General features: G+C 64.2%; 23 protein-coding genes. 10 read left to right on the top strand and 13 right to left on the bottom strand.

Going from position 1 to position 21,873, the window contains the following annotated elements; genetic code table 11:
* Positions 1-55: 55 nt before the first annotated feature.
* The 10 genes from ACZ0AV_RS14210 to glyQ form a co-directional block, all read right to left on the bottom strand.
* Positions 56-988: a phosphatidate cytidylyltransferase gene (locus ACZ0AV_RS14210; RefSeq protein WP_499151628.1), complete on the bottom strand. Its 933-nt coding sequence runs from the start codon at positions 986-988 to the stop codon at positions 56-58.
* Between the two features lies 1 nt (position 989).
* Positions 990-1,610 carry a lysophospholipid acyltransferase family protein gene (locus ACZ0AV_RS14205; protein WP_499151627.1) on the bottom strand — a complete coding sequence of 207 codons (621 nt, stop codon included), beginning with the start codon at positions 1,608-1,610 and terminating at the stop codon, positions 990-992.
* A gap of 10 nt (positions 1,611-1,620) precedes the next feature.
* Complete coding sequence (locus tag ACZ0AV_RS14200) at positions 1,621-2,079, bottom strand: hypothetical protein (protein WP_499151626.1); 459 nt, start codon at positions 2,077-2,079, stop codon at positions 1,621-1,623.
* Entirely contained in the window at positions 2,069-3,418 is a 1,350-nt protein-coding gene (locus tag ACZ0AV_RS14195) for a phosphatase PAP2/dual specificity phosphatase family protein (protein ID WP_499151625.1), read from the bottom strand. Before ACZ0AV_RS14195 ends, ACZ0AV_RS14200 begins: the two co-directional genes overlap by 11 nt.
* A complete protein-coding gene (locus ACZ0AV_RS14190; protein ID WP_499151624.1) occupies positions 3,418-5,172 on the bottom strand; it encodes a bifunctional alpha/beta hydrolase/class I SAM-dependent methyltransferase in 1,755 nt (584 codons plus the stop codon). The genes ACZ0AV_RS14195 and ACZ0AV_RS14190 overlap by 1 nt, the downstream gene beginning before the upstream one ends.
* 10 nt (positions 5,173-5,182) lie before the next feature.
* The gene (locus ACZ0AV_RS14185; protein ID WP_499151623.1) at positions 5,183-5,800 is read right to left on the bottom strand and encodes a CDP-alcohol phosphatidyltransferase family protein; all 618 of its coding nucleotides are present in this window, start codon (positions 5,798-5,800) and stop codon (positions 5,183-5,185) included.
* A 232-nt stretch (positions 5,801-6,032) separates the two neighbouring features.
* Positions 6,033-6,809: a lysophospholipid acyltransferase family protein gene (locus tag ACZ0AV_RS14180; protein WP_499151622.1), complete on the bottom strand. Its 777-nt coding sequence runs from the start codon at positions 6,807-6,809 to the stop codon at positions 6,033-6,035.
* 35 nt (positions 6,810-6,844) lie between these two features.
* On the bottom strand, positions 6,845-7,375 hold the full coding sequence (gene gmhB, locus ACZ0AV_RS14175; protein WP_499151621.1) for a D-glycero-beta-D-manno-heptose 1,7-bisphosphate 7-phosphatase: 531 nt from the start codon (positions 7,373-7,375) through the stop codon (positions 6,845-6,847).
* Between the two features lie 43 nt (positions 7,376-7,418).
* On the bottom strand, positions 7,419-9,473 hold the full coding sequence (glyS, locus tag ACZ0AV_RS14170; protein ID WP_499151620.1) for a glycine--tRNA ligase subunit beta: 2,055 nt from the start codon (positions 9,471-9,473) through the stop codon (positions 7,419-7,421).
* Entirely contained in the window at positions 9,470-10,417 is a 948-nt protein-coding gene (glyQ, locus tag ACZ0AV_RS14165) for a glycine--tRNA ligase subunit alpha (protein WP_013789144.1), read from the bottom strand. The genes glyS and glyQ overlap by 4 nt, the downstream gene beginning before the upstream one ends.
* Positions 10,418-10,766: 349 nt before the next feature.
* On the opposite strand from glyQ, the gene ACZ0AV_RS14160 reads away from it, so the two are divergent.
* From ACZ0AV_RS14160 to ACZ0AV_RS14130, 7 genes are all read left to right on the top strand, one after another.
* Positions 10,767-12,395, top strand: coding sequence for a PepSY-associated TM helix domain-containing protein (locus ACZ0AV_RS14160; RefSeq protein WP_499151619.1), 1,629 nt, complete (start codon positions 10,767-10,769; stop codon positions 12,393-12,395).
* A complete protein-coding gene (locus ACZ0AV_RS14155; protein WP_499151618.1) occupies positions 12,392-12,688 on the top strand; it encodes a DUF3649 domain-containing protein in 297 nt (98 codons plus the stop codon). The genes ACZ0AV_RS14160 and ACZ0AV_RS14155 overlap by 4 nt, the downstream gene beginning before the upstream one ends.
* A complete protein-coding gene (locus tag ACZ0AV_RS14150) occupies positions 12,685-13,506 on the top strand; it encodes a DUF3325 domain-containing protein (protein WP_499151617.1) in 822 nt (273 codons plus the stop codon). Before ACZ0AV_RS14155 ends, ACZ0AV_RS14150 begins: the two co-directional genes overlap by 4 nt.
* Positions 13,507-13,739: 233 nt before the next feature.
* Entirely contained in the window at positions 13,740-14,300 is a 561-nt protein-coding gene (locus tag ACZ0AV_RS14145; RefSeq protein WP_499151616.1) for a DNA-3-methyladenine glycosylase I, read from the top strand.
* Positions 14,297-14,911 (top strand): pyridoxamine 5'-phosphate oxidase family protein, encoded by a 615-nt coding sequence (locus ACZ0AV_RS14140; protein ID WP_499151615.1) that lies wholly within the window; start codon positions 14,297-14,299, stop codon positions 14,909-14,911. Before ACZ0AV_RS14145 ends, ACZ0AV_RS14140 begins: the two co-directional genes overlap by 4 nt.
* An 87-nt stretch (positions 14,912-14,998) precedes the next feature.
* A complete protein-coding gene (locus ACZ0AV_RS14135) occupies positions 14,999-15,886 on the top strand; it encodes a lysophospholipid acyltransferase (protein ID WP_499151614.1) in 888 nt (295 codons plus the stop codon).
* A gap of 94 nt (positions 15,887-15,980) precedes the next feature.
* A complete protein-coding gene (locus ACZ0AV_RS14130) occupies positions 15,981-16,247 on the top strand; it encodes a PilZ domain-containing protein (RefSeq protein WP_499151613.1) in 267 nt (88 codons plus the stop codon).
* A 45-nt stretch (positions 16,248-16,292) separates the two neighbouring features.
* Here ACZ0AV_RS14130 and choX read toward each other — a convergent pair whose 3' ends face one another.
* Positions 16,293-17,219, bottom strand: coding sequence for a choline ABC transporter substrate-binding protein (choX, locus tag ACZ0AV_RS14125; RefSeq protein ID WP_499151612.1), 927 nt, complete (start codon positions 17,217-17,219; stop codon positions 16,293-16,295).
* A 212-nt stretch (positions 17,220-17,431) separates the two neighbouring features.
* Between choX and ACZ0AV_RS14120 the strand changes: the two genes are divergently transcribed.
* Positions 17,432-17,998, top strand: a complete 567-nt coding sequence (locus tag ACZ0AV_RS14120) for a C40 family peptidase (RefSeq protein ID WP_499151611.1) — start codon at positions 17,432-17,434, stop codon at positions 17,996-17,998.
* Between the two features lie 350 nt (positions 17,999-18,348).
* The gene (locus ACZ0AV_RS14115) at positions 18,349-18,999 is read left to right on the top strand and encodes a 7-cyano-7-deazaguanine/7-aminomethyl-7-deazaguanine transporter (RefSeq protein WP_499151610.1); all 651 of its coding nucleotides are present in this window, start codon (positions 18,349-18,351) and stop codon (positions 18,997-18,999) included.
* A 70-nt stretch (positions 19,000-19,069) separates the two neighbouring features.
* Here ACZ0AV_RS14115 and ACZ0AV_RS14110 read toward each other — a convergent pair whose 3' ends face one another.
* Positions 19,070-20,338: an MFS transporter gene (locus ACZ0AV_RS14110; protein WP_499151609.1), complete on the bottom strand. Its 1,269-nt coding sequence runs from the start codon at positions 20,336-20,338 to the stop codon at positions 19,070-19,072.
* Between the two features lie 175 nt (positions 20,339-20,513).
* Here ACZ0AV_RS14110 and ACZ0AV_RS14105 point away from each other — a divergent pair, with 175 nt between their 5' ends.
* Positions 20,514-21,413 (top strand): LysR family transcriptional regulator, encoded by a 900-nt coding sequence (locus ACZ0AV_RS14105; RefSeq protein WP_499151608.1) that lies wholly within the window; start codon positions 20,514-20,516, stop codon positions 21,411-21,413.
* A 139-nt stretch (positions 21,414-21,552) separates the two neighbouring features.
* On the opposite strand, the gene ACZ0AV_RS14100 is transcribed toward ACZ0AV_RS14105, so the two are convergent.
* Positions 21,553-21,873, bottom strand: coding sequence for a tetratricopeptide repeat protein (locus ACZ0AV_RS14100; RefSeq protein ID WP_499151607.1), 321 nt, complete (start codon positions 21,871-21,873; stop codon positions 21,553-21,555).

Below are 21,873 nucleotides of genomic sequence, written 5' to 3'. Positions count from 1 at the left end.
AAAAACCCGGCCAGGTGCCGGGTTTTTTATTGTCAATCAGATAGTTAGCGACCTATCAGGCCCACCAGTACCGCACCATGTGGAAGAACACCGGGGCGGCGAAGCACACCGAGTCGAGGCGGTCGAGCATGCCGCCGTGGCCTTCGATCATATGGCCCCAGTCCTTCACGCCGCGGTCGCGCTTGATGGCCGACATCACCAAGCCGCCGGCGAAGCCGAGCAAGCACACCAGCAAGGCGAACAGGCCGGCCTGCCAGAAGGCGAACGGGGTGATCCAGTACAGCGAGGCGCCGATCAGGGTGGCCAGGGCCACGCCACCAAAGAAGCCTTCGACGGTTTTCGAGGGCGACAGGTTGGGGGCGATCTTGTGCTTGCCGGCCAGCTTGCCGCACACGTACTGCAGCACGTCGGAGATCTGCACGACAATCACCAGCCAGGCGATCAGCAGCAGGTTGCGGCCCTCGTAGCCGGCGATATCCAGGGTCAGCAGTGCAGGCACCGTGGAGATGCAGTACACGGCGATCATCAGCCCCCACTGTACCTTTGACGTGCGCTCCAGGAAGCGTGTGGTATCGCCGCCCAGGGACGACAGGATCGGCAGCAGCAGGAACAGGTAAACCGGGATGAAAATCGCGAACAGGCCGTACCAGCCGATGCCGATCAGCAGGTACTGCATCGGCAGCGCGAAGTAGAACGCGGCGACCAGTGCCGGGTAGTCACTGCGCCGGGTTGGCGTAAGTGTCATGAATTCGCGCAGGGCGTAGAACGACACGCAGTAGAACAGCACCACCACGCCAATGTTGCCGAACAGGAAGGCGAAGCCGATCACCAGCACCATCACCCACCAGGCGTTGATGCGGGCGTTGAGGTTGTCGATGACCGAATGCTGGCCGGGGCCGGCGCGCAGTTTCAGCACCCAACCGATCAGGCTGGCGAGCAGCAGCAGGGCGCCAATGCCGGCGAATAACAGCAAGGTATTGCGATCCATCTCAAACCTCCTCGGGGGCCAGGGCCAGCAGGGCGTTGCGGGCGCGTTCGAGGAAGGCCTCTTTGCCCTCCTCCTCGCTCATGCCCAGGGGGGCGCCGAAATTCAGGGTGCACAGCAGCGGTAACGGCAGCGCTCGGCCCTTGGGCATCACCCGGTTGAGGTTGGCGATCCACACCGGGATCACCTCCACATCCGGGCGCGCCTTGGCCAGGTGATAGAGGCCTGCCTTGAACGGCAGCAGGCCGTCCTCGAGGTTGCGCGTGCCTTCCGGAAAGACGATCAGCGAGTCGCCCTCGCCCAGCGCATCGAGCATCGCCTGCAGCGGATTGGCGTTGGGGTCGCTGCGCTGGCGGTCGACCAGCACGCCGTTGAACACCCGCTGGATCAGAAAGCTGCGCAGCGTGCCCTTCATCCAGTAGTCAGAGCCGGCAACCGGGCGGGTTCGTTTGCGTAATTCGGCGGGCAGCGACGCCCACAGCAGCACGAAGTCGCCGTGGCTGCTGTGATTGGCGTAGTAGATGCGCTGCACCGGCTGTGCGGTGCTACCGAGCCACAGGGCTCGGGCGCCGGTGAGCAGGCGCGCACCGGAGGTGATGAGAAAGGCGACCAGTGATGCAAGCATGGACAACTCCTTATCCGAATCGAACTTGTGAAAGCCATGGCATCAGCACGATGGCTGCCAGGGCGCCGAGAAATTGCATGGCGAACCAGCACGCCTGGATGCGCAGCAGGCGCAGGGCGCCTCGGCTACGGTCGTGCCAGGAGCGCGGGCCCTTGGCGGTTTTACCCGCGATGGTGTGCAGCGCATCGTCGAGCTCGGCGGTGCGCCTGGCCAACTGATCGGGCGCGGCGGCCAGGCTGGCGAATAGCTCGGCATCCAGGGCCACGCGCAGGGCGTAATACTTTTGCAGCAGGCCGCACGTCAGCAAGGCGACGCACACCGCAGCGCCGGTGGTCAGCGCCATGAAACCGAGCAATGGGCCCAGGCCGATGACCAGCGTCAGCAGCGTCAACCCGCTGGACAGGCGATCCAGCGAGCGGCCGCGGCGCAGCAGCGCGGCGACCAGATGCAGCTGCATTTCAGTGGCCATGCTGAAGAAGTCCCGATGCGCGTGTGGAGTGGCTTAAAACGCCTTCCAGGGCCTGGAGATGAGCGTTTCCCAGCACGACCTGTGGGCGAGCCTGGCGCAGGCGGGAAATCGCCTCAGCGACGCTCGTGCAGCGGCCGCTGTGCAGCAGCCAGGCGGCGATGGCCGTGGCGCTGCGCGAATAGCCCAGTGCACAGCACACCAGCACCGGCCCGTGTTCGCGCAGGTCTTCGATGGCTATCGCTGCCTGCAGGCAATGCGCGGTGCTGGGAACGATCAGGTCGAGACAGGCCAGTTCGCGGTAGACCATGCCGTCTACCCGGCACGGTAGCTCGGCACTGAGGTCGGCAATTGCCGCAAAGCCCTGCCCTTCACCCTTGGCAGGAATGCGCCCGAGCCAGACACCGTCGGCCACTTCATCGGGCTGCGGGTTTTTGCGGGTCCAGGCCCGTGAATTGATCCAGGCAGCCAGCAGGTAGGGTGCCAACAGCCAACTGCTGGCGGCACTGAGGCGGCCGTCGGCACGTTTCTGGAAGCCTTTGGCATCGAACAATGCGTAATGCAGTGCCACCATCAACAACGACAGGCCTGGCCACAGCAACCACAGGGCGAAGCCGCCGAAATTGACGGCCAGCGCGCTGCACAATGCCGCACCGAGGCCATAGCGCAGGGCCAGCCGCCAGCGCTGCGGATCACGGGCCAGGCGCCAGCTCAGCAGCGGGCTGCGCCCCTCGCTGGGCCACAGCCACAGGCACAGAAACCCGGCGAGCATGCCGGTAGGCACGTCGATGAAATGATGCTGCCAGGTGGTCAGCACCGACAGGCCGATCAGGAAGAACCAGGCATGCACCACTACTCGCCACGCGCTGCTGGCGTGTTGGACGAAGCACGCCCAGAGCACCACCAGCAGGGTGATATGCAGCGACGGTGCCTGGTTGAAGGGTTTGTCGAAGCCCATCAGCACGTCGAACATCAGCCCGAACAGACCATCGAGTGGCGGGCGATCGAACGTGAAACGCAGCGGCCAGAGCAGAAAACAGCTGATGCAGATCACCTGGGCGGTCAGTAGCCGCAAGCCCAGCCTGTCCACCGCGCCACGCGTAGCCGGCAGCAGGAAGGCCAGGCCGTAGAGCAGGTCGATCGACCAGTAGGGAATGATCGTCCAGGGCCACAACGGGACATGCCGCTCCCAAGCGAACACCAGGGCGCCGACGTCATCGCGCTGGCCGGTGAACCAGTTGGCGAAGCCATAGGTGCCAAAGAACAGCGGCGCGAGCAGCAGCAGCCAGAGTACCCCGCGTTTCCATAAGCCGCTTTCACGGATGACCGCGGCAGGTGTCATCAGGACACCCGCTGGGCCAGGGATACGCTGAAGATGCCCCACTCGTCGATGCGCTGCGTCAGTTTGCGAAAGCCGGCCGCTTCCACCAACTGATCCATTTCCGCCTGGCTGCGCCGGCGCATCACCCAGGCCTCGCCGCCACGGTGGCTGGTCAAGGCACGGGCGATCAATTCCAGTTGCGGGTGCCACGGCTGGCCGGTGTAGATCAGATAACCGCCCTCTTCCACCGCCGCTGCCAGACCGGCCAGGGAGTCGCCGATCATCGCGTTGCTGCCGAACAACTCATAGAGCCCGGAGACCACGGCCAGGGTAGGCTTCGGTTCCAACGCGGCGAGATCGGCCTTGTCGAAGGCATCGCCCTTGACGAAACGGGCGATGCCGCCCAAGCCTTTCTGTTCGATCAGCGCCGCGCCATCGCGCACATTGATGTCGCTGTAATCGCGCAGCAGGATGGAATCCGGCCGCTCGCCGCCCTGCTCCAGCGCCTCGAGGATATAGCGGCCATGGCCAGCAGCGATATCGACGATGCGCACCGGGCGGGCCTGCTCACGCAGCTTGCCCATGGCCAGGCGCAGCAGTTCCTCGGCGTGTACCTTGCGCTGGCGAATGCCCCGCCAACCGATGGAGTTCAGGTAGTTGCGGTCGATCAGCCGGCCCACGGGCGAGCTGCCGGTGGGCGTGTTGCGATACACGTAATCGAGCGTGCTGCCTGAGTCGAAACCGGTATCGAAGCCCAGCTTGACACCGGCCGCCAGCCCGCTGCCGAGCTTCAAGCTGGCGCGGGTGGCGCGCCAGTAGAGATCACGCGGCGAGTTCTTCGGCAGTGGCGCGGCCAGCTGCTCGGCCTCCGCGCAGCTCCAGCCGAGCCGGTCGGCATTCAGCAGAGAGGGTCGCTGCAGCGGCTGTTCGAAGGCCTCAAGTACGAAACGGCGAATACGCATCAGCGCATGGGCGCGGTCACGCTCGCCCAGGGTGTCATGGAAGAACCCGGGCAGGACATGCATTTCCTTGTTCAGGCTGGCCAGGCGGTCGAAGAACTGCTGCTGGGGTTTGCGATGCACCACGAAGTCGCTGCCGGAGATCAGCAACTGGGTCGGAATCTGGATGGCCTGGGCATCGGCGACCACGCGCTCGGCTGCCTCGTACAAGCCCAGCAGCATGTTCACCGAAATGGCTCGGGTGATCAGTGGGTCGTTGTCGAACGAGGCGATGCGCTGCGGGTCGTGGCTGAGGAACTTGGCCTTGACGTAACTGTTGACGAAGAAATTGCCGCGCCAGGCGCGCATCAGTTTCAGGCCGGGCCTCGCAAGCGGCACGTACAGCTTGACCTTGAACGCCGGCGAGGCGAGCACCAGCGCGCGGATCTTCGGCGCGTAGTCATGGGCCCAGGTGGCGACGACCACCGCGCCGACGCTTTGTGCCAGTACCACCAGCTCTTCGGTCGCGATGCCGTGGGTAGCGACGATATGGTCGATGAAGGTTTGCACATCGCGCACGCTGGTGGCGAAACTGGGGCTGTCGCCCCGCTCGCCCGGCGACTCGCCATGGCCACGGGCGTCCCAGGCGAAGAAGTCGAAGCCTTGCAGGCCCAGTTCGTCGACCAGGTGGGCCATGCGCCCGCCGTGCTCATGGCCACGATGGAACATGACCACGGCGCGACGTGGCGCTCCAGGCTGCGCATCGGCAGCAGGCCAATGACGGTAGAACAGGTTGACGCCATCGTGGGTCGCGAACGTGGAGCGAACTTCAGTCATCAGGGCATTCCTATTGCGCAGAGGAAGACGCTTGCGCCAGACCCTGGCGTACGCGGTTGAACAACGTGTACAGCAGCAGCGCGGTGATCACTGCAAGAAGCGGGTTGATCCAGCTCAGCGGCAATAAAGCGGTGGCCACGCCGGCGCCCAGCACGCCAAAGCAGAAGGCGCGGTCGCTCTTGCCCATCGGGCCGTCATAGCGGCGCGCCGCCCCGACCATTGGCCCCATCACGCCGGCGTATTCGCTGATCAGCGCGAACAGCACCAGCACCACCACCAGTGTCGGCGAGACTCCGGGCAGCAGTGCAAAGGGCAGGAACAGCGCGGCGTCGGCGATCACATCGCAGAGTTCGTTGAGGTAGGCGCCGAGGGTCGATTGCTGGCCGAACTCGCGGGCGAGCATGCCATCCACGGCGTTGAGCGCCATGCGCAGCAGCATCCACAGGGGAATCAACGCGAACAGCCAGAGGCGTTCGGGAAAGACAGCCAGCAGCAGGCCGATGAGCACCGATACGATGGCGGCGCTCAGCGTCACCTGGTTGGCGGTCACGCCACCGTCGAAAAGGCGCTGCACCAGAGGGCGCAGGAGGTTCTGAAAGCGTGGTTTGAGCTGATAAATCGAAAGCATGTCACGAACTCCGTTTCGCCATGTTTCTATGTCTGGCAGACCGCCAGCTTAGCCGGTTGAACCCCTACTAAGCGATACGCCAACGTGAACATCTTCAAGTTGCCGCACGAAAACTTATGCCCAATTTATCGACAATTCAGGTACCGATAAAAATTCACTTATATCAGTGAGTTGCGAGCGTAAATTCAACTAAAAAAGAATTTACTCAACAGGTTATCCACAGAAGATGCGGTCACGCCAGGTCGTTGGCGGTTTCTACGGCGGTGGCCTGGGGGTTCAGTGCGCCAATTTCACATTGCGCCTGGCTGACCCATTCGAACGCCCGCTCGTTGAGGTTGGCTATCGCGCGCGGGCCCTCGCCTTCCGCGTACATGGCCGGGCCGAAGACGACCTGCACGGTGCCGGGCTTCTTGCCCCAGCCTTCCTTTGGCCAAAACTGGCCGGCATTGTGGGCGACCGGCAGCACGGGAAGCTTGCTGTTGACCGCCAGGGCGGTGCCGCCGCGGGAGAACTTGCCGATCTGGCCGTCGGGAATGCGCGTACCTTCGGGAAACACCAGCACCCAGGCACCCTGCTCCAGCCGTGCCCGGCCCTGCTGGGCCAGCTGTTTGAGTGCTGCCTTGGGGTTGCTGCGGTCGATGGCGATCGGCTTGAGCATGGCCATCGCCCAGCCGAAGAACGGCACGTACAGCAGCTCGCGCTTGACCACCTGGCTCAGCGGTTCGAAGTAGGCGCACAGGAAAAAGGTTTCCCAGGTGCTCTGGTGCTTGGCGAGAATCACGCAGGGCTGCTCGGGAATGTTTTCCGCTCCCTTGATCTCGTAGCGAATGCCGACCACCACCTTGGCCAGCCACACCGCGCAGCGGCACCAGGTCTGCACCACGAAGCGGTAGCGCGCGCGGAACGGCAGGAACGGCGCGACGAACACGCTGATGATGCACCAGACGAACGAGCTGGAAGACAGCAACAGATAAAAGAGGAAGGTTCTGAAGAACTGCACTGTCGACATGTGAGCAATTACCGTGGCAGGTCGGGCCTGCGCTATCAAGTGAGAAGCTGGGCAGCCACGGCCGCCAGATCATCGAATACCAGGGTGCCCGCCGGCAGTCCCTTGGCCAGCGTGCGCTGGCCCTTGCCGGTTTTCACCAGCACTGGCTGACAATCGACGGCGCGAGCGGTTTCCAGGTCACTGGCGCTGTCGCCCACGAACCAGATTCCGCTCAGCGGTACGCCGTAGTGCTCACCGACCTGCCGGAGCATACCGGGTTTGGGTTTGCGGCAATCGCAACCATCGTCCGGCCCGTGCGGGCACTGTACGATCAGGCCGACTTCACCGCCCTGCTCGCTCACCAGCGCGCGCAGGCGGGCGTGCATGGCTTCGAGCACGCTCAGCGGGTAGTAGCCGCGGGCGATCCCGGACTGGTTGGTGGCTACGGCGACCGTCCAGCCCGCCCTGCTCAGGGCCGCGATGGCCTCGATGGAGCCGGGAATCGGAATCCACTCGTCGAGGCTTTTGATATAGGCGTCGGAGTCTTGGTTGATGACCCCGTCGCGGTCGAGAATGATCAGTTTCACGCATGGCCCTCGGTGCCCTGTCCTCCCGGACAGGGCAAGGTGATCAGCCCAGCGCCGAGATATCGGCGACGCCCAGGAACAAGCCACGCAGGCGAGCCAGCAGCGCATAGCGGTTGGCGCGTACCTTGGGGTCTTCGGCGTTGACCAGCACCGCTTCGAAGAAGGCATCCACCGGCGTGCGCAGCGAAGCCAGCTGTGCCAGTGCCTCGCGGTACTGACGCGACTGCGCGAGCGGCTGTACGGCATTGTCGGCTTTCTGGATCGCGGCGTTGAGCGCGAACTCGGCCGGCGTATCGAAGTAATGCGCCTCGATGCTGCCCGCCACCTGCCCTTCGGCCTTGCCCAGCAGGTTGGAGACCCGCTTGTTGGCCGCAGCCAGGGCTTCGGCTTCGGGCAGCTTGCGGAAGGCCTGCACGGCCTGCACGCGCTGGTCGAAGTCCAGCGGCGACAGCGGGCTCACCGCACGCACCGCCTGGTACACGGACACCTCCACGCCTTCGTCTTCATAGCGCGCGCGCAGGCGGTCGAAGATGAACTCCAGCACCTGCGGGGCCAGCCCGATTGCCTTGACCTTGTTGCCGTACTGGCGCACCGCAAATTCGACGGTGGCGCCCAGATCCAGGTCCAGGCCCTTCTCGATGAGGATGCGCAGCACACCCAGCGCCGCACGACGCAGTGCGTAGGGGTCCTTGCTGCCGGTGGGCAGCATGCCGATACCGAAGATGCCGACCAGGGTGTCGAGCTTGTCGGCCAGTGCCACCGCGGCACCGGTGAGGGTGCTTGGCAGCTCGGCGCCGGCACCGCGCGGCATGTACTGCTCGTTCAGCGCCAGGGCGACGTCTTCGGGCTCGTCGTCGTTGAGGGCATAGTAATAACCGGCGATGCCCTGCATTTCCGGGAATTCGCCGACCATTTCACTGGCCAGGTCGCACTTGCTCAGCAGGCCGGCGCGGGAGCCACGCTTGGCGTCGCCGCCGATGCGCCCAGCGATGAAGCCGGCCAGGGCGGAAATGCGCTGGGCCTTGTCGTAGACGGTACCGAGCTGGGCCTGGAAGACCACATTGGCCAGGCGCTGGTTGAAGGCCTCCAGCGGCTGCTTCTTGTCCTGCTTGAAGAAGAACTCGGCGTCGGTGAGGCGCGGGCGCACCACCTTCTCGTTGCCGGAGATGATCTGCGCCGGGTCCTTGCTCTCGACGTTGGCCACGGTGATGAAGCGCGGTAGCAGCTTGCCGTTGGCATCGAGCAGGCAGAAATACTTCTGGTTGTCCTGCATGGTGGTGATCAGCGCTTCCTGCGGCACTTCCAGGAACCGTTCCTCGAAGGAGCAGACCAGCGGCACCGGCCATTCGACCAGAGCGCTGACTTCCTCGAGCAGCGCCGGCGGCACGATGGCGGTGCCCTGCTGCTCGGCGGCCAATTGGTCGACACGTTTGGCGATCAGCTCACGGCGCTCGCTGACATCGGCGATCACATAGGCGGCGCGCAACTCCTGAGCGTACATGGCCGGTGCGGAAATGCGCACGTCATGGTTGGCATGGAAGCGGTGGCCGCGCGACACGCGACCAGCCTTCTGGGCAAGGATTTCGCAGTCGACGATCTGGTCGCCGAACAGCATCACCAGCCACTGGCTCGGGCGAACGAATTCGGTCTTGCGGGCGCCCCAGCGCATGCGCTTGGGAATCGGCAGCTCGTTCAGCGAGTTTTCCACGATGCCGGGCAGCAGCGTGTAGGCGCGCTGGCCGGGAATGTGCTGGCTGAATTTCAGCTTTGGCCCGCTCTGGTCGATGGCCGACAGGTCCACGCCACACTTCTTGGCGAAGCCGAGGGCAGCCTGGGTCGGGTTGCCCTCGGCGTCGAAGGCGGCCTGCACGGGCGGGCCGTCGAGGTTGACGGTGCGGTCCGGCTGCTCGGTGGCCAGTTGCTCGACCAGCACCGCCAGGCGGCGCGGCGCGGCGTAGTAACGGGCGCTGCGATAGCTCAGGCCCGCGGCCTTGAGGCCTTTCTCAACGCCGGCGAGGAAGGATTCGCCGAGGGTTTTCAGGGCTTTGGGTGGCAGCTCTTCGGTGCCCAGTTCAACCAGAAAATCGAGCGCACTCATTCTGCAGCCTCCAGCTTGGCCAGTACTTCATCACGCAGATCGGGGGCGGCGAGCGGGAAGCCCAGGCGGCGTCGGGCCTGCAGATAACTCTGCGCCACGGCGCGGGCCAGGGTGCGCACGCGCAGGATGTACTGCTGGCGTGCGGTCACCGAAATGGCGCGGCGGGCGTCCAGCAGGTTGAAGGTGTGCGAGGCCTTGAGGACCATCTCGTAGGTGGGCAGCGGCAGCTCCAACTCGATCAGGCGGTTGGCTTCGCTCTCGTAGAAATCGAACAGCTCGAACAGCTTCTCGACGTTGGCGTGCTCGAAGTTGTAGGTCGATTGCTCCACTTCGTTCTGGTGGAACACGTCGCCATAGGTCACCTTGCCGAACTGGCCGTCGGTCCACACCAGGTCGTAGACCGAGTCGACGCCCTGCAGGTACATGGCCAGGCGCTCGAGGCCGTAGGTGATCTCACCGGTGACCGGGTAGCACTCGATGCCACCCACCTGCTGGAAGTAGGTGAACTGGGTGACTTCCATGCCGTTGAGCCAGATTTCCCAGCCCAGACCCCAGGCGCCGAGGGTCGGCGATTCCCAGTTGTCTTCGACGAAACGGATGTCATGCACCAGGGGGTCGATGCCGATTGCCTTCAGCGAGCCCAGGTACAACTCCTGGAAGTTCTCCGGATTCGGCTTGAGCACCACCTGGAACTGGTAATAGTGCTGCAGACGGTTGGGGTTCTCGCCATAGCGGCCGTCGGTCGGGCGACGCGATGGCTGCACGTAGGCGGCGTTCCAGGTTTCCGGGCCGATGGCGCGCAGGAACGTGGCGGTGTGGAAGGTACCGGCGCCCACTTCCATGTCATAGGGTTGCAGTACTACACAGCCTTGCTCGGCCCAGTACTGTTGCAGGGCGAGGATCAGGTCCTGGAAGGTGCGCACGGCAGGCGTTGTCTGGCTCACGAAAAATTCACCTGTTGGGGCTGCGACAGAAAGCCGGAGAGTATACCCGAAGCGAGGCTGAGCCCGCATGCTGCGCGTCTCTGCTGACCAACCTGGGTGCTCGGCGGTGGCACGGTGGCCACATCGGCGGCGACCGAATGAAATATCCTGCCAATAATAATCACTCGCGTTAAAATGAGGGTTTTCTGCGCTCGTCCGTCTTGTGGACATGGGATGAGGTTCGTCTTCGCCCATGCAGATGCGCGAGTCGTTCAGCAGATCGCATCATTTCCACGGACAGCGCCACGGCGGCAGGCCTCCCGTGCAGGCGCGTCCGGCCGCGTTCAGGACCATAAAACAGGGTGTGTCGATGAAAGAGGGATTTCGCCAGTCCATGGCATGGCTGCATACCTGGACGGGACTGGTCGTCGGTTGGGTGCTGTTTTTCGTCTTCGTGACCGGCACGGCGGGTTATGTGGACGATGAGATCACCCGTTGGATGGAGCCCGAGCGGCCACTGCAGGTACCTGTCGAAGGCGTGTCGCGCCCCGAGTTGATCGAGCGCGCCCTGAGCCGCCTGGAACAGGTGGCGAGCAACGCCAAAAGCTGGACCATCACCCTGCCCCACACCTCGTTGCGCCCGCGCGGCGAACAGGGCCTGGCGATTGCCTGGGAAGACATTCCCGAGCGTGGCCACGATTTCGGCCGTCGCGGCCGCGAGGAGCTGAACGCCGAAACCGGCCTGCCGCGCCAGGAAGTGGAGCCGCGCGCCACCGGTGGCGGGGCTGCGCTGTACGAGATGCACTACGTCCTGCATTACATGCCCTACAACGTCGGCATCACCCTCGTCGGCGTGTGCACCATGCTGATGTTGCTGGCGATCCTCACCGGGGTCATCACTCACAAGAAAATCTTCAAGGACTTCTTCACCTTCCGGCCGGGCAAGGGCCAGCGCTCCTGGCTGGATGCGCACAACGTGATCAGCGTGATGGCACTGCCGTTCTTTCTGATGATCACCTACAGCGGCCTAATTTTCTTCGTCTTCAACTACATGCCGGCCGGTGTCGCCGCGGTGTATGGCAGCGGCAACCAGCAGCAGCGCGCACTGTTCGACGATCTGTTTTCCCGCGACAAACGCGAGCACCTGCCGGCCAGTCGGCCCCAGGCATCGATCGAGCAAATGGTGCAGCAGGCCGAAGCGCAGTGGGCCGGGCGCGGTGTGTCGAGCCTGACCATCAGCCAGGTGAAAGGGGAGCCGGCGCGCGTCGACGTGCAGCGGATTATTGGCGACTCGGTAAACGTCTATGACCCGGTGATGCTGAGCTTCGCCGCCGCCGATGGCCTGCCAACGGTCTACCCGGACAAGACCCACGGTGCCGGCAAGACCCACCGCATGCTGATCGGCCTGCACGAGGGATTGTTCGCCGACTGGTGGCTGCGCTGGCTGTACCTGATCGCCGGCCTGCTTGGCTGCGCAATGATCGGCACCGGCCTGGTGCTGTGGACGGTCAAGCGGCGTAATCAGCACCTCAAACGCGACGACAGCGCCGCGCTGTTCGACGCTTACGGCCTGCGCCTGGTGGAAGTGCTCAACGCCGGTACGCTGGTCGGCCTGCCGGTTGCCGTGGCGGCGTACTTCTGGGCCAACCGCCTGCTACCGGTGGACATCGCCGACCGTGCGCAGTGGGAGATGCACTGCCTGTTCCTGACCTGGGGCTGGTTGTTCCTCTACGCCTCGCTGCGGCCACTGAAAAAGGCCTGGCTGGAAATGGCCTGGATGGCGGTGGCGGCGTTCGCGTTGCTTCCAGTGATCAACGCTCTGACCACCGACCGCCACCTCGGCGTGACTCTCGTCGAGGGCGACTGGGTGCTGGCCGGTTTCGACCTGAGCATGTTCGCCCTGGCGGCGCTGTTCGCCTATGGCGCCATGAAGATCCGCCAACGTTGGCTGAAAGCGGATGCGGCGGCTGCGCTGTCGGTCAAGGAGGCGCTGGCATGAAGAACGCTTCGATGGCGCGCTACCGCTGGCTCGTCGCCTCGCGGGTGCTGGCGGCGGCGCTGGGTGGTTATGCCCTGACCTCGGCGCTGACCGTGCTGTTGGCCCTGGTCTGGCCGCTGCCGAAAAGCCAGGCCGTGCTGGCCGCCACGATGCTCAGCTTTACCCTGTATGCCGTGGCGGTGATCTGGGTCTTCAGCGTACGCAGCGTGACCCGCGCCTGGCTGGGCATGTTGCTGCCGACCGCGGTGGTTGCACTGTTGTGCTGGGTACTGCAATCGGGAGGCGCGGCATGAGCCTGAATCTGTCGGTTTTGCTGACCAGCCTCGGCGGCTTCATCGCCCTCGCGCTGGCCATGGAAAAACACTGCAAGCACCTGCTGCGCCGCGTGCTGTCACCCCTGTGGATGCGGGTGCTGCGCGCCGCAGGCTGGGTGTTGCTGGCCCTGGCATTGGGCCTGAGTCTTAGTCACTGGGGCGTAAGCGTGGGCGCGGTGGCCTGGCTCGGCTGGCTGTCGGTGGCCGGTATCGGGCTGGCGTTCTACCTGCCCAGGTGGCCATGGCAGCCCACTCAGGGCAAGGTCGCAACGCACCGCGAGCGCAAGCCGGCGGGTGTCGAAAACGCCGCGGCGCAAGTGCTCGAGCGCCTGCACTGGCTGCGCCGCGGGGCGACCGGGGTGTTGCTGCTGGTGCCCGTTGGCGTGATCGGCTTGCTGTTGACCGCCTCGCCAAAACCGCTGCACAGCGATGAGGCCGTGCAGGGCCAGGTCGGCCCCTGGTCGTTCACCCTTGCCGAGGCGCAGCGCAAGGCGCCGCACCAGGTGCTGGGCACGCCATTCAAAGCGTTCGAAGTGCGTTTTTGCGAGGCCTGCGATGACCAGATCCGCGCTGCCTACCTGAAGATTCGCAAGCCGCGTTCGCTGCGCGCTGCAGGCCTGGTGTTCGCTGGTAATCGCTGGGACCGCTGGGTGGAAATCCAGATTCCCGCCAAGGCCAAGCTCAGCGACCAGCTGTGGCTGACCGTGGAAGGCAAGGACGGCAGCGTGCATCACGCCGCGGTGGATATCGACAAGGTATCGCCCTCGCTTGCCGAATTCATTGCCCGCGAGTCGTGAGAACGCCGCTAACCCACCCTACCCGGCCTACGGGCTGGCTTGTCGTAGGGTGGGTCACGCTCCTCCGACCCACCAAGCCATTCACCGCCGATTGCGCTGGGTCGATTGGCCGCCTGGTTCAGATCGCTCCCGGGTTTCGCTGCGCTCTACCCAGGCTACGAGAGTCGGCGCTGGCTCACTCGTAATCGATCCCCGGTTATAGTCTGCCTTCGCCCATCGTAGAGCCGACTGCCATGCCCCGCTGTTTCTGGTGTAACGACGATCCGCTGTATCAGGCCTATCACGATGAAGAATGGGGCGTGCCATCACGCGATCCGCAGCACCTGTTCGAGATGCTGCTGCTCGAAGGCGCCCAGGCCGGGCTGTCGTGGATCACCGTGCTGAAGAAGCGCGAGCGCTATCGACAGGTGCTGTTCGGATTCGATGCCGAGCGGCTGGCGGCGATGAGTGATGCGTACATCGAGACGCTGATGCAGGACCCCGGCATCATTCGCAATCGCCTCAAGCTGCAGGCGGCGCGCAAGAATGCCCAGGCCTGGCTGCGCCTCGACGATCCGGTGGCGCTGCTCTGGTCGTTCGTCGGTGGCGTCCCGAAGATCAACCATTTCGACGGCCGCGGCGACGTGCCGGCGGTAACGGCCGAAGCCGAAGCCATGAGCAAGGCGCTGAAGAAGGCTGGCTTCACCTTCGTTGGGCCGACCATCTGCTACGCCTTCATGCAGGCCACCGGCATGGTCATGGACCATACCCGCGGCTGTGATCGCTACGCGGCATTGCAGCAGGAGCTCCCATGAGCACCACCATCGATACCCTGGAGCAGTTGCAGGCGTTGTACGGCCAGGCCCATGAGCGCTCGCTGCGCAAGGAAATTACCTACCTCAGCCAGCCGTACCAGGCGCTGGTCGCCGCGTCGCCCTTCGTGGTGCTGGCCACTCACGGCCCGGACGGCCTGGACTGCTCGCCCCGTGGCGATGCGCCAGGCTTCGTGCGGGTGCTTGATGAACGCACCCTGCTGCTGCCGGATCGCCCGGGCAACAACCGTATCGACAGCCTGCGCAACATCATCAACGACCCGCACGTGGCACTGCTGTTCCTGATCCCTGGCGTTGGCGAGAGTTTTCGGGTCAACGGTCGTGCCAGCATTTCGCTGGAGCCGCAGCTGCTGGAGTTGTGCACGGCCCAGGGCAAGCTGCCGCGCAGCGTGCTGCGTATCAGCGTCGACACGTGCTATTTCCAATGCTCCAAGGCGGCCGTGCGCTCCGGGCTGTGGGATCCCGAGCGGCACGTCGAGCGCGCCAGCCTGCCGTCGCCAGGCGAGATCCTTCAGTCGGTCATGGACCCATCGTTCGATGTGCAGGCCTACGAGCGCGAGATGCAGGAACGCCTGAAAACCAGGCTTTATTGAACGTTTCGTCGTTTCTGCTCGTGCATGTAACAGCCAGTGCGGCCCCGGACGGTTACACTGTGCGCCCTTTTTCGATGGGAGCAGCTTGTGGAAAAGCTCAAAGGCGCGCTGGTGGTCGGTTCCCTGCGCTTGTTCGCCCTCCTGCCCTGGCGGGCAGTGCAGTCGCTCGGCGCGATGATCGGCTGGCTGATGTGGAAGTTGCCGAACGGCTCGCGGGACGTGGTGCGCATCAACCTGGCCAAATGCTTCCCTGAACTGAGCGCCGCCGAGCATGACAAGCTGGTCGGCCGCAGCCTGATGGACATCGGCCGCACGCTGACCGAAAGCGCCTGCGCCTGGGTCTGGCCGGCGCACAAGTCGCTGGCGCGGGTGCGTGAAGTCGAGGGCCTGGAAGTGCTCGAAGCCGCCCTCGCCTCCGGCAAGGGCGTGGTCGGTATCACCAGCCACCTGGGCAACTGGGAAGTGCTGAACCACTTCTACTGCTCGCAGTGCAAGCCGATCATTTTCTACCGCCCACCTAAGCTCAAGGCCGTGGACGACCTGTTGCGCGAACAGCGCGTACAGCTCGGCAACCGCGTGGCACCGTCGACCAAGGAAGGCATCCTCAGCGTCATCAAGGAAGTGCGCAAGGGTGGCGCCGTGGGCATTCCGGCCGACCCTGAGCCGAGCCTGTCGTCCGGCATGTTCGTGCCCTTCTGCGGCACCATGGCGCTGACCAGCAAATTCGTGCCCGGCATGCTCGCCGGTGGCAAGGCGGTTGGCGTGTTCCTGCATGCGCTGCGCCTGGAGGACGGCTCGGGTTACAAGGTGATCCTCGAGGCCGCGCCGCAAGGCATGTACAGCGAAGACACGCACACCGCCGTGGCCGCCATGAGCGCCGTGGTGGAAAAATACGTGCGCGCCTACCCCAGCCAGTACATGTGGAGCATGAAGCGCTTCAAGAAACGCCCCGAAGGTGAAGCGCGCTGGTACTGAAATCGGCGGCGCTTCGCAATGGAGCGCCGAGACGCTGGGCGTAAGCCGCAAATTGAGTTATTAACAGCGCATATTTTCTCGAGGCTGTCAGGACATGTCCGCCAATCAGCGCCAGCACCCGCGCACGCCGATCAAGTGCCGTATCAAGATCTGCCACCCGAGCTTCGGCGAGCTGGTTGCCCAGACCCAGGACCTGTCCGATGGCGGCGTGTACGTCAAGCACCAGGACCTGGCCGTGCTCGAACCGGGCACCCGCGTGACCGGCCAGGTTCAGGACCTGCCCATCGAGGCGCCGGTCCTGGAAATGGAAGTGATGCGCGTCACCACCGAAGGCGTGGGGCTGCGCTTCATCCGCGATTGAGCCTGGCCGGCGACCTACTCCGCCGGCCTTGCTGCGTGCGGTGGCTTACAGCTTGGCTTTGACCGCCGCCAGGCCGTCGCCGCCTTCGCGGGTGGTCACGCCTTCCAGCCACCCGTCCAGTACCTCGGGGTTGTCCTTGATCCAGGCCTTGATGGCCGCGGCGTTGGCCACCTTCTGGTTGAGCACCTGATCCATGATGGTGTTTTCCATGTCCTGGGTGAACTTCAGGTTGGTCAGCAGCTTGCCGACATTCGGGCACTCGGCTACATAGCCCTTGCGTGCCAGGGTGTTGACCGAGCCGGTGCTGCCGAAGAACTTCTCGCCGCCCTTGAGGTACTGCATGTCGTACTGGATGTTCATCGGGTGCGGTGTCCAGCCGAGGAACACCACGAACTGGCCGCGTTTCTCCGCCCGCCCGACCTGTACCAGCATGGCCTGCTCGCTGGACTCGACCAGCTGCCAGTCACCCAGCCCGAACTCGTCGTTGGCGATCATCTGGCGGATGTAGTCGTTGGCCGGCGAGCCGGAGCCGATACCGTAGATCTTGTGGCCGAAGCGCGCAGCGAATTTGTCGAGGTCCTTGAAGTCCTGTACGCCTTCTTCGTAGGCATAGGTCGGAACCGCCAGGGTGTATTCGGTACCGCCGAGGTTCTCGACCACCTTGTCGACCTGGCCGCTGGCGACATAACGGTCGTAGTCGTGCTGGCCAGCGGGCATCCAGTTGCCCAGGAACACATCGACCTGGCCCTTTTGCAAACCGGCAAAGATGATCGGCACCGCCAGGGTGCGGGTCTGCGGTTTGTAGCCAAGGCCGTCGAGCAGGAAGCTGGCGATGCCATTGGTGACCGCGATATCGCTCCAGCCGGGGTCGGCAAGGCTGACGGTGGCGCACTTGGCGTCTTGCGCCTGGGCATGGAAGCTGGCGCTCGCGGCCAGCAGCGCGACAGCGATCACGGTCTTCAAAGGCTTCATCGGCATCATCCTTTCGCTAGGGAGACCTTAACCCTAACAGAACCCGCTGCGGTTTCACCCACCTTCGAAACACCGGACGACATCGACCGTTCGTCGGCCGCAAGTGAACCGAAAGCCTATTATGGCGGTCCGTCCTCGGGACGCGCGGAGCGCTGTTTTATTCACTCTATCAACGGTGCAAGTGGCTGATCAGGTAAAGGATTCGCGGCGGCTTGAGTATTTTCAAGGTCATCGAATTGAATAAATTGATCCTTTCTCTGTTTCTTGGCGGCAGCTTGTTATGGGGCGCTGTTGGCACGGCATCCGCCAGTTTTCGTGTTCACCTGCAAGATGGCAGCAGCCGCGTGGTGGCGCCTGCCAACGTCGAGCGGACGCCCGCCCAGAAAGTCGTCAAACGAGCCCTTGGCGCCCTGGGCACGCCCTATCGCTGGGGCGGCACCAGCCTCGAGCACGGTTTCGACTGCAGTGGCCTGGTGAACTACGCGTTCAAGAAGGTCGACGACCTTGAGCTGCCGCGCACTTCACGCGCGCTGTCGCGTGTCGATGGCCCCAAGGTGGCCAAGAGCGATCTGGAGCCGGGCGACCTGCTGTTTTTCCGCATCCGCGGGCGCAGTGTCGACCACGTGGCCATCTACCTGGGCAACGATCGCTTCATTCATGCGCCGCGTCGCGGCACCACGGTGCGTATCGACAAACTCAGTGACGGCTACTGGCAAAAGCACTTCCAGCTGGCCCGCCGGGTGGTGCCGGAAGATACCCAACTGGCCAGCAACGGCTGACGGGAGCGGCGAAACGACTGTCGTGTGGCGAAAGCAGACGTAGGGTGGATGACGCTCTTTTCATCCACCATTGCGATCGGTTGACGGGTCGGGCCGCGTAGGTGAGGCGTCGTCCACCCTACGACTGTGGGAGCGGGCCGTGCCCGCGAATAATCACGGGCATCGCCCGTTCCCAGAATGAATCACCCTACGGCCGCTTCTGCCTTCGAAGCGTCGCCGAGCAAAGAGGCTGGTCATCCGCCGGGCGGGCTGTCGCGCGGCGTAGGCAGCGGGTACACTGCGCGCCGCTCGTGGCCATGTCGGCTGCGGCAATGGGTTCCCTAACCCCATTCCACGAAAAAGGACATGCCATGACCCTGCTTCCTGCGTCGGTCAGCCGCGTTGTATTGGCTGCGCTGATCGCCTTTCACATCCTCATCATCATTGCCAGCAACTACCTGGTACAGCTGCCGATGACGCTGTTCGGCTGGCACACCACCTGGGGCGCGTTCAGCTTTCCATTCATCTTCCTGGCCACCGACCTTACCGTGCGGCTGATCGGCAAGCATGCCGCGCGGGTGGTCATTGCCCGGGTGATGCTGCCGGCGCTGGTCGCATCCTACATCGTCTCCGTGCTGTTCCATGAGGGCGCGTTCGGCGGTCTGGCGGCGCTCGGCGAGTTCAACCTGTTCGTGTTCCGCATCGCCCTGGCCAGCTTCCTGGCCTACGTGCTGGGCCAGTTGCTGGATATTCAGGTATTCGATCGCCTGCGTCAGCTCCGGCAATGGTGGGTCGCGCCAACCGCCTCGACCATCTTCGGCAATCTGCTGGATACCTTCGCCTTCTTCTCGGTGGCTTTCTGGCGCAGCGACGACCCTTTCATGGCGGCCAACTGGGTGGAGATCGCCGCGGTGGACTACGTGATCAAACTGACCATCAGCCTGATTCTCTTCGTGCCCCTCTACGGCATGCTGCTCGGCGCCATCGTGCGACGCATGCCGCAACGCACCGTGCTGAACTGAAACGGCCGCAAACGAAAACGCCGGATCCCCTCACGGGTATCCGGCGTTTTTCATTGTGCGATTGGCTGGCTTAGCGCGACGCGGCAGCTATTGGCAGCGCCTGCAGGCGAGCCAGGTGCAGGGCCACGGCCAGAGAGATCAACAGCAGCGAGCCGATGAACAGGCCAACGCCGTCCCAGCCTGCGGCCTGCCAGAACACCCCACCCAGCGTACCGGCCACGCTGGAGCCCAGGTAGTAGCAGAACAGGTACAGCGAGGACGCCTGGCCCTTGGCCTGGGTGGCGCGGCGGCCGATCCAGCTGCTCGACACCGAGTGAGCGCCAAAGAAGCCGAAGGTGAACAACAACATGCCGACCAGGATCACCGGCAGCACGTCGAGCAGGGTCAGGGTGAGGCCGAACAGCATCAGGCCGATCACCGCCCAGAGCACCTTGCGACGACCCAGCTTGTCGGCCAGTGCACCAATCTGCGCGGAGCTGTAGATGCCCGACAGGTAGACCACCGAAAGCAGGCCGATGCTGGTCTGGTCGAGCTGGAATGGCGATTCGATCAGACGGTAGCCGATGTAGTTGAACAGCGTGACGAAGGCGCCCATCAACAGGAAACCCTGCAGGAACAGCCACGGCAGGCCGGCATCACGAAATTGCAGCGTGTAGCCTTGCAGGAGGCTGCGCGGGCGCAGCGAACGGGCGCGGAAGTTGCGCGATTCAGGCAGCAGGCGCCAGAACGCCAGGCCGGCCAGCATGCCAAGGCCACCGAGGGTGCCAAGCACGGCGTGCCAGGACATGAAGTCGACCAGTACGCCGCTGAGCAGGCGACCGCTCATGCCGCCGATGGCGTTGCCTCCGATATACACACCCATGGCCAGGCCCAGGTGCAGCGGGTCGATTTCCTCGCTCAGGTAGCTCATGGCCACGGCCGCCAGGCCGCTCAGCGCCAAGCCAACCAGGGCACGCATCACCAGTACGCCCTCCCAGGTGGGCATCAGTGCGCTGCCGATGGTGAACAGCGCGGCGGCGAGCAGCGAGATCACCATCACCGGCTTGCGGCCGTAAGCATCGGACAATGGGCCGGTGATCAGCAAGCCGAGGGCCAGGGTAATGGTCGACACGGAGAGGATCAGGCTGCTCTGCGCAGCGCTGAGCGCGAATTGCTGCGCGAGCATCGGCATCATCGGCTGCACGCAATAGAGCAGGGCAAAGGTGGCGAACCCCCCGCAGCACATGGCGAGGAGGGTGCGCAGGAACGCGTGGGTGCCTTTCTTAATGTAGATGGGCTCGGCGGGTACGCTGCGTGGGGCAGGCTCCTCGTCAAGGGCGTGTGATGCGTGATGACTCATTTTGCATGGACCTCTGTGCGATTTCCCGGACGAAACGTGGCCGCATGCGCGATGGGATATCGGCAAGGGCTGGGTTGTTGTTATTGGGAATGGTCACAAGGATAAGTAGGCCAGCAAGTTCTTTCCAATATAATATTCGACATGATCGATATGTTTTACGACCTATGGAGCCTGAATGGAATTACGTCACCTGCGCTATTTCGTGGCGGTTGCCGAGGAGCTGCATTTCGGCCGCGCCGCCGATCTGCTGGGCATTTCCCAGCCACCGCTGAGCCAGCAGATCCAGGCCCTGGAGCAGGAGCTGGGGGTGCGCCTGTTCGAGCGCAGCAACCGCCATGTCGCGCTGACCGACGCCGGTCGGCTGTTTCTGGAGGAAACCCGCCAGACCCTGGCCCAGGTTGGCAAGTCGGTAGACGTGGCACGGCGAGCGCAGCAGGGCGAGATAGGGGAGCTGCAGATCGGCTTCACCGCCTCGGCGCCGTTCGTGTCGATCATTCCACGCGCGGTGTTCGCCTTTCGCCAGGCCTTCCCGGCAGTACATCTCGATCTGCAGGAAATGACCAGTCGCCAGGTCGCCCAGGCGTTGGTGGAGAAAAAGCTGCAGATCGGCATGATTCGCCCGCTCGACCTGCCCGCCGAACTGGACGCCGTGGAGCTGCTGCGCGAACCGCTGGTGGCGCTGCTGCATGCCGGCCACCCGCTGGCCGGTGAACAGGACCGCGGCCTGGCGCTGGCCGAGCTGGCCGACCAGCCGTTCGTGTACTTTCCGCGCAGCTACGGTTCGGGCCTGTATGGCCAGTTTTTCAACCTGGCCCGGCAGGCAGGCTTCACCCCACGGGTCGCCCAGGAAGCCCAGGAAGCGTTGACCATCATCGGCCTGGTGGCGGCGGGCCTCGGCGTTTCGGTATTGCCGGCGTCGTTCCGGCGCATCCGCATCGATGGCGTGGTGTTCCGTACCTTGACCGATGCCGAGGCCACCACCGCGGTGTGGCTGGTCAAGCGGCGCCAGGAGCACTCGCCCCTGGCCCAGGCGTTCATCGACCTGCTGACCCGCGAGGTGCAGGCGCGCACGTGATGTGATGCCTGGACTGAAACCCGGGTGTCGCTGCGCGATCCAGGCCAAGGGGAAGGTGTCCACAGGCTGCCTGTCGCAGCCCGGGTTGAACGAAGCGATACCCGGGGCGATGGCGGATCGACCCGCTGGCAGTCGAGGCTTAGGCGTCGGCGCTCTTGTCCAGCTTGCGCAGGAACACGCTCATTTCCTTTTCGGCCTGCTTGTCGCCCTTGGCGTGGGCGGCCTGTACGCCGCTTTGCCAGGCGCTGCGGGCGGCGTCCGGGTTGCCGGCGGCCTGGTGGGCCTTGCCAAGCAGCTTCCAGGCGGCCGAGTACTGCGGATCGTGCTCTACGCAGCGCTGCAGGTGTTCGGCGGCCTTCAGGGCATCGCCGGTATCCAGGTAACCCTTGCCCAGGCCGAAACGCAGCAGTGAATTGTCCACACCCTTGGCGAGCATCTTTTCCAGTGCCTCGTTGCTCAT

The sequence above is a fragment of the Pseudomonas sp. AC532 genome (assembly GCF_979258965.1).
This window is presented reverse-complemented; position numbering and strand designations above follow the sequence as displayed.

Bases quoted from the DNA above. Each gene is read 5' to 3' on its own strand.
- ACZ0AV_RS14130 (WP_499151613.1), top strand. From the start codon at position 15,981: ATGTCCGCCAATCAGCGCCAGCACCCGCGCACGCCGATCAAGTGCCGT.
- ACZ0AV_RS14210 (WP_499151628.1), bottom strand. From the start codon at position 988: ATGGATCGCAATACCTTGCTGTTATTCGCCGGCATTGGCGCCCTGCTG.
- ACZ0AV_RS14155 (WP_499151618.1), top strand. From the start codon at position 12,392: ATGAAGAACGCTTCGATGGCGCGCTACCGCTGGCTCGTCGCCTCGCGG.
- ACZ0AV_RS14105 (WP_499151608.1), top strand. From the start codon at position 20,514: ATGGAATTACGTCACCTGCGCTATTTCGTGGCGGTTGCCGAGGAGCTG.
- ACZ0AV_RS14145 (WP_499151616.1), top strand. From the start codon at position 13,740: ATGCCCCGCTGTTTCTGGTGTAACGACGATCCGCTGTATCAGGCCTAT.
- ACZ0AV_RS14200 (WP_499151626.1), bottom strand. From the start codon at position 2,079: ATGGCCACTGAAATGCAGCTGCATCTGGTCGCCGCGCTGCTGCGCCGC.
- ACZ0AV_RS14180 (WP_499151622.1), bottom strand. From the start codon at position 6,809: ATGTCGACAGTGCAGTTCTTCAGAACCTTCCTCTTTTATCTGTTGCTG.
- ACZ0AV_RS14110 (WP_499151609.1), bottom strand. From the start codon at position 20,338: ATGAGTCATCACGCATCACACGCCCTTGACGAGGAGCCTGCCCCACGC.
- ACZ0AV_RS14185 (WP_499151623.1), bottom strand. From the start codon at position 5,800: ATGCTTTCGATTTATCAGCTCAAACCACGCTTTCAGAACCTCCTGCGC.
- glyS (WP_499151620.1), bottom strand. From the start codon at position 9,473: ATGAGTGCGCTCGATTTTCTGGTTGAACTGGGCACCGAAGAGCTGCCA.
- ACZ0AV_RS14100 (WP_499151607.1), bottom strand. From the start codon at position 21,873: ATGAGCAACGAGGCACTGGAAAAGATGCTCGCCAAGGGTGTGGACAAT.
- ACZ0AV_RS14115 (WP_499151610.1), top strand. From the start codon at position 18,349: ATGACCCTGCTTCCTGCGTCGGTCAGCCGCGTTGTATTGGCTGCGCTG.
- ACZ0AV_RS14160 (WP_499151619.1), top strand. From the start codon at position 10,767: ATGAAAGAGGGATTTCGCCAGTCCATGGCATGGCTGCATACCTGGACG.
- ACZ0AV_RS14140 (WP_499151615.1), top strand. From the start codon at position 14,297: ATGAGCACCACCATCGATACCCTGGAGCAGTTGCAGGCGTTGTACGGC.
- ACZ0AV_RS14195 (WP_499151625.1), bottom strand. From the start codon at position 3,418: ATGACACCTGCCGCGGTCATCCGTGAAAGCGGCTTATGGAAACGCGGG.
- ACZ0AV_RS14205 (WP_499151627.1), bottom strand. From the start codon at position 1,610: ATGCTTGCATCACTGGTCGCCTTTCTCATCACCTCCGGTGCGCGCCTG.
- choX (WP_499151612.1), bottom strand. From the start codon at position 17,219: ATGAAGCCTTTGAAGACCGTGATCGCTGTCGCGCTGCTGGCCGCGAGC.
- ACZ0AV_RS14190 (WP_499151624.1), bottom strand. From the start codon at position 5,172: ATGACTGAAGTTCGCTCCACGTTCGCGACCCACGATGGCGTCAACCTG.
- ACZ0AV_RS14150 (WP_499151617.1), top strand. From the start codon at position 12,685: ATGAGCCTGAATCTGTCGGTTTTGCTGACCAGCCTCGGCGGCTTCATC.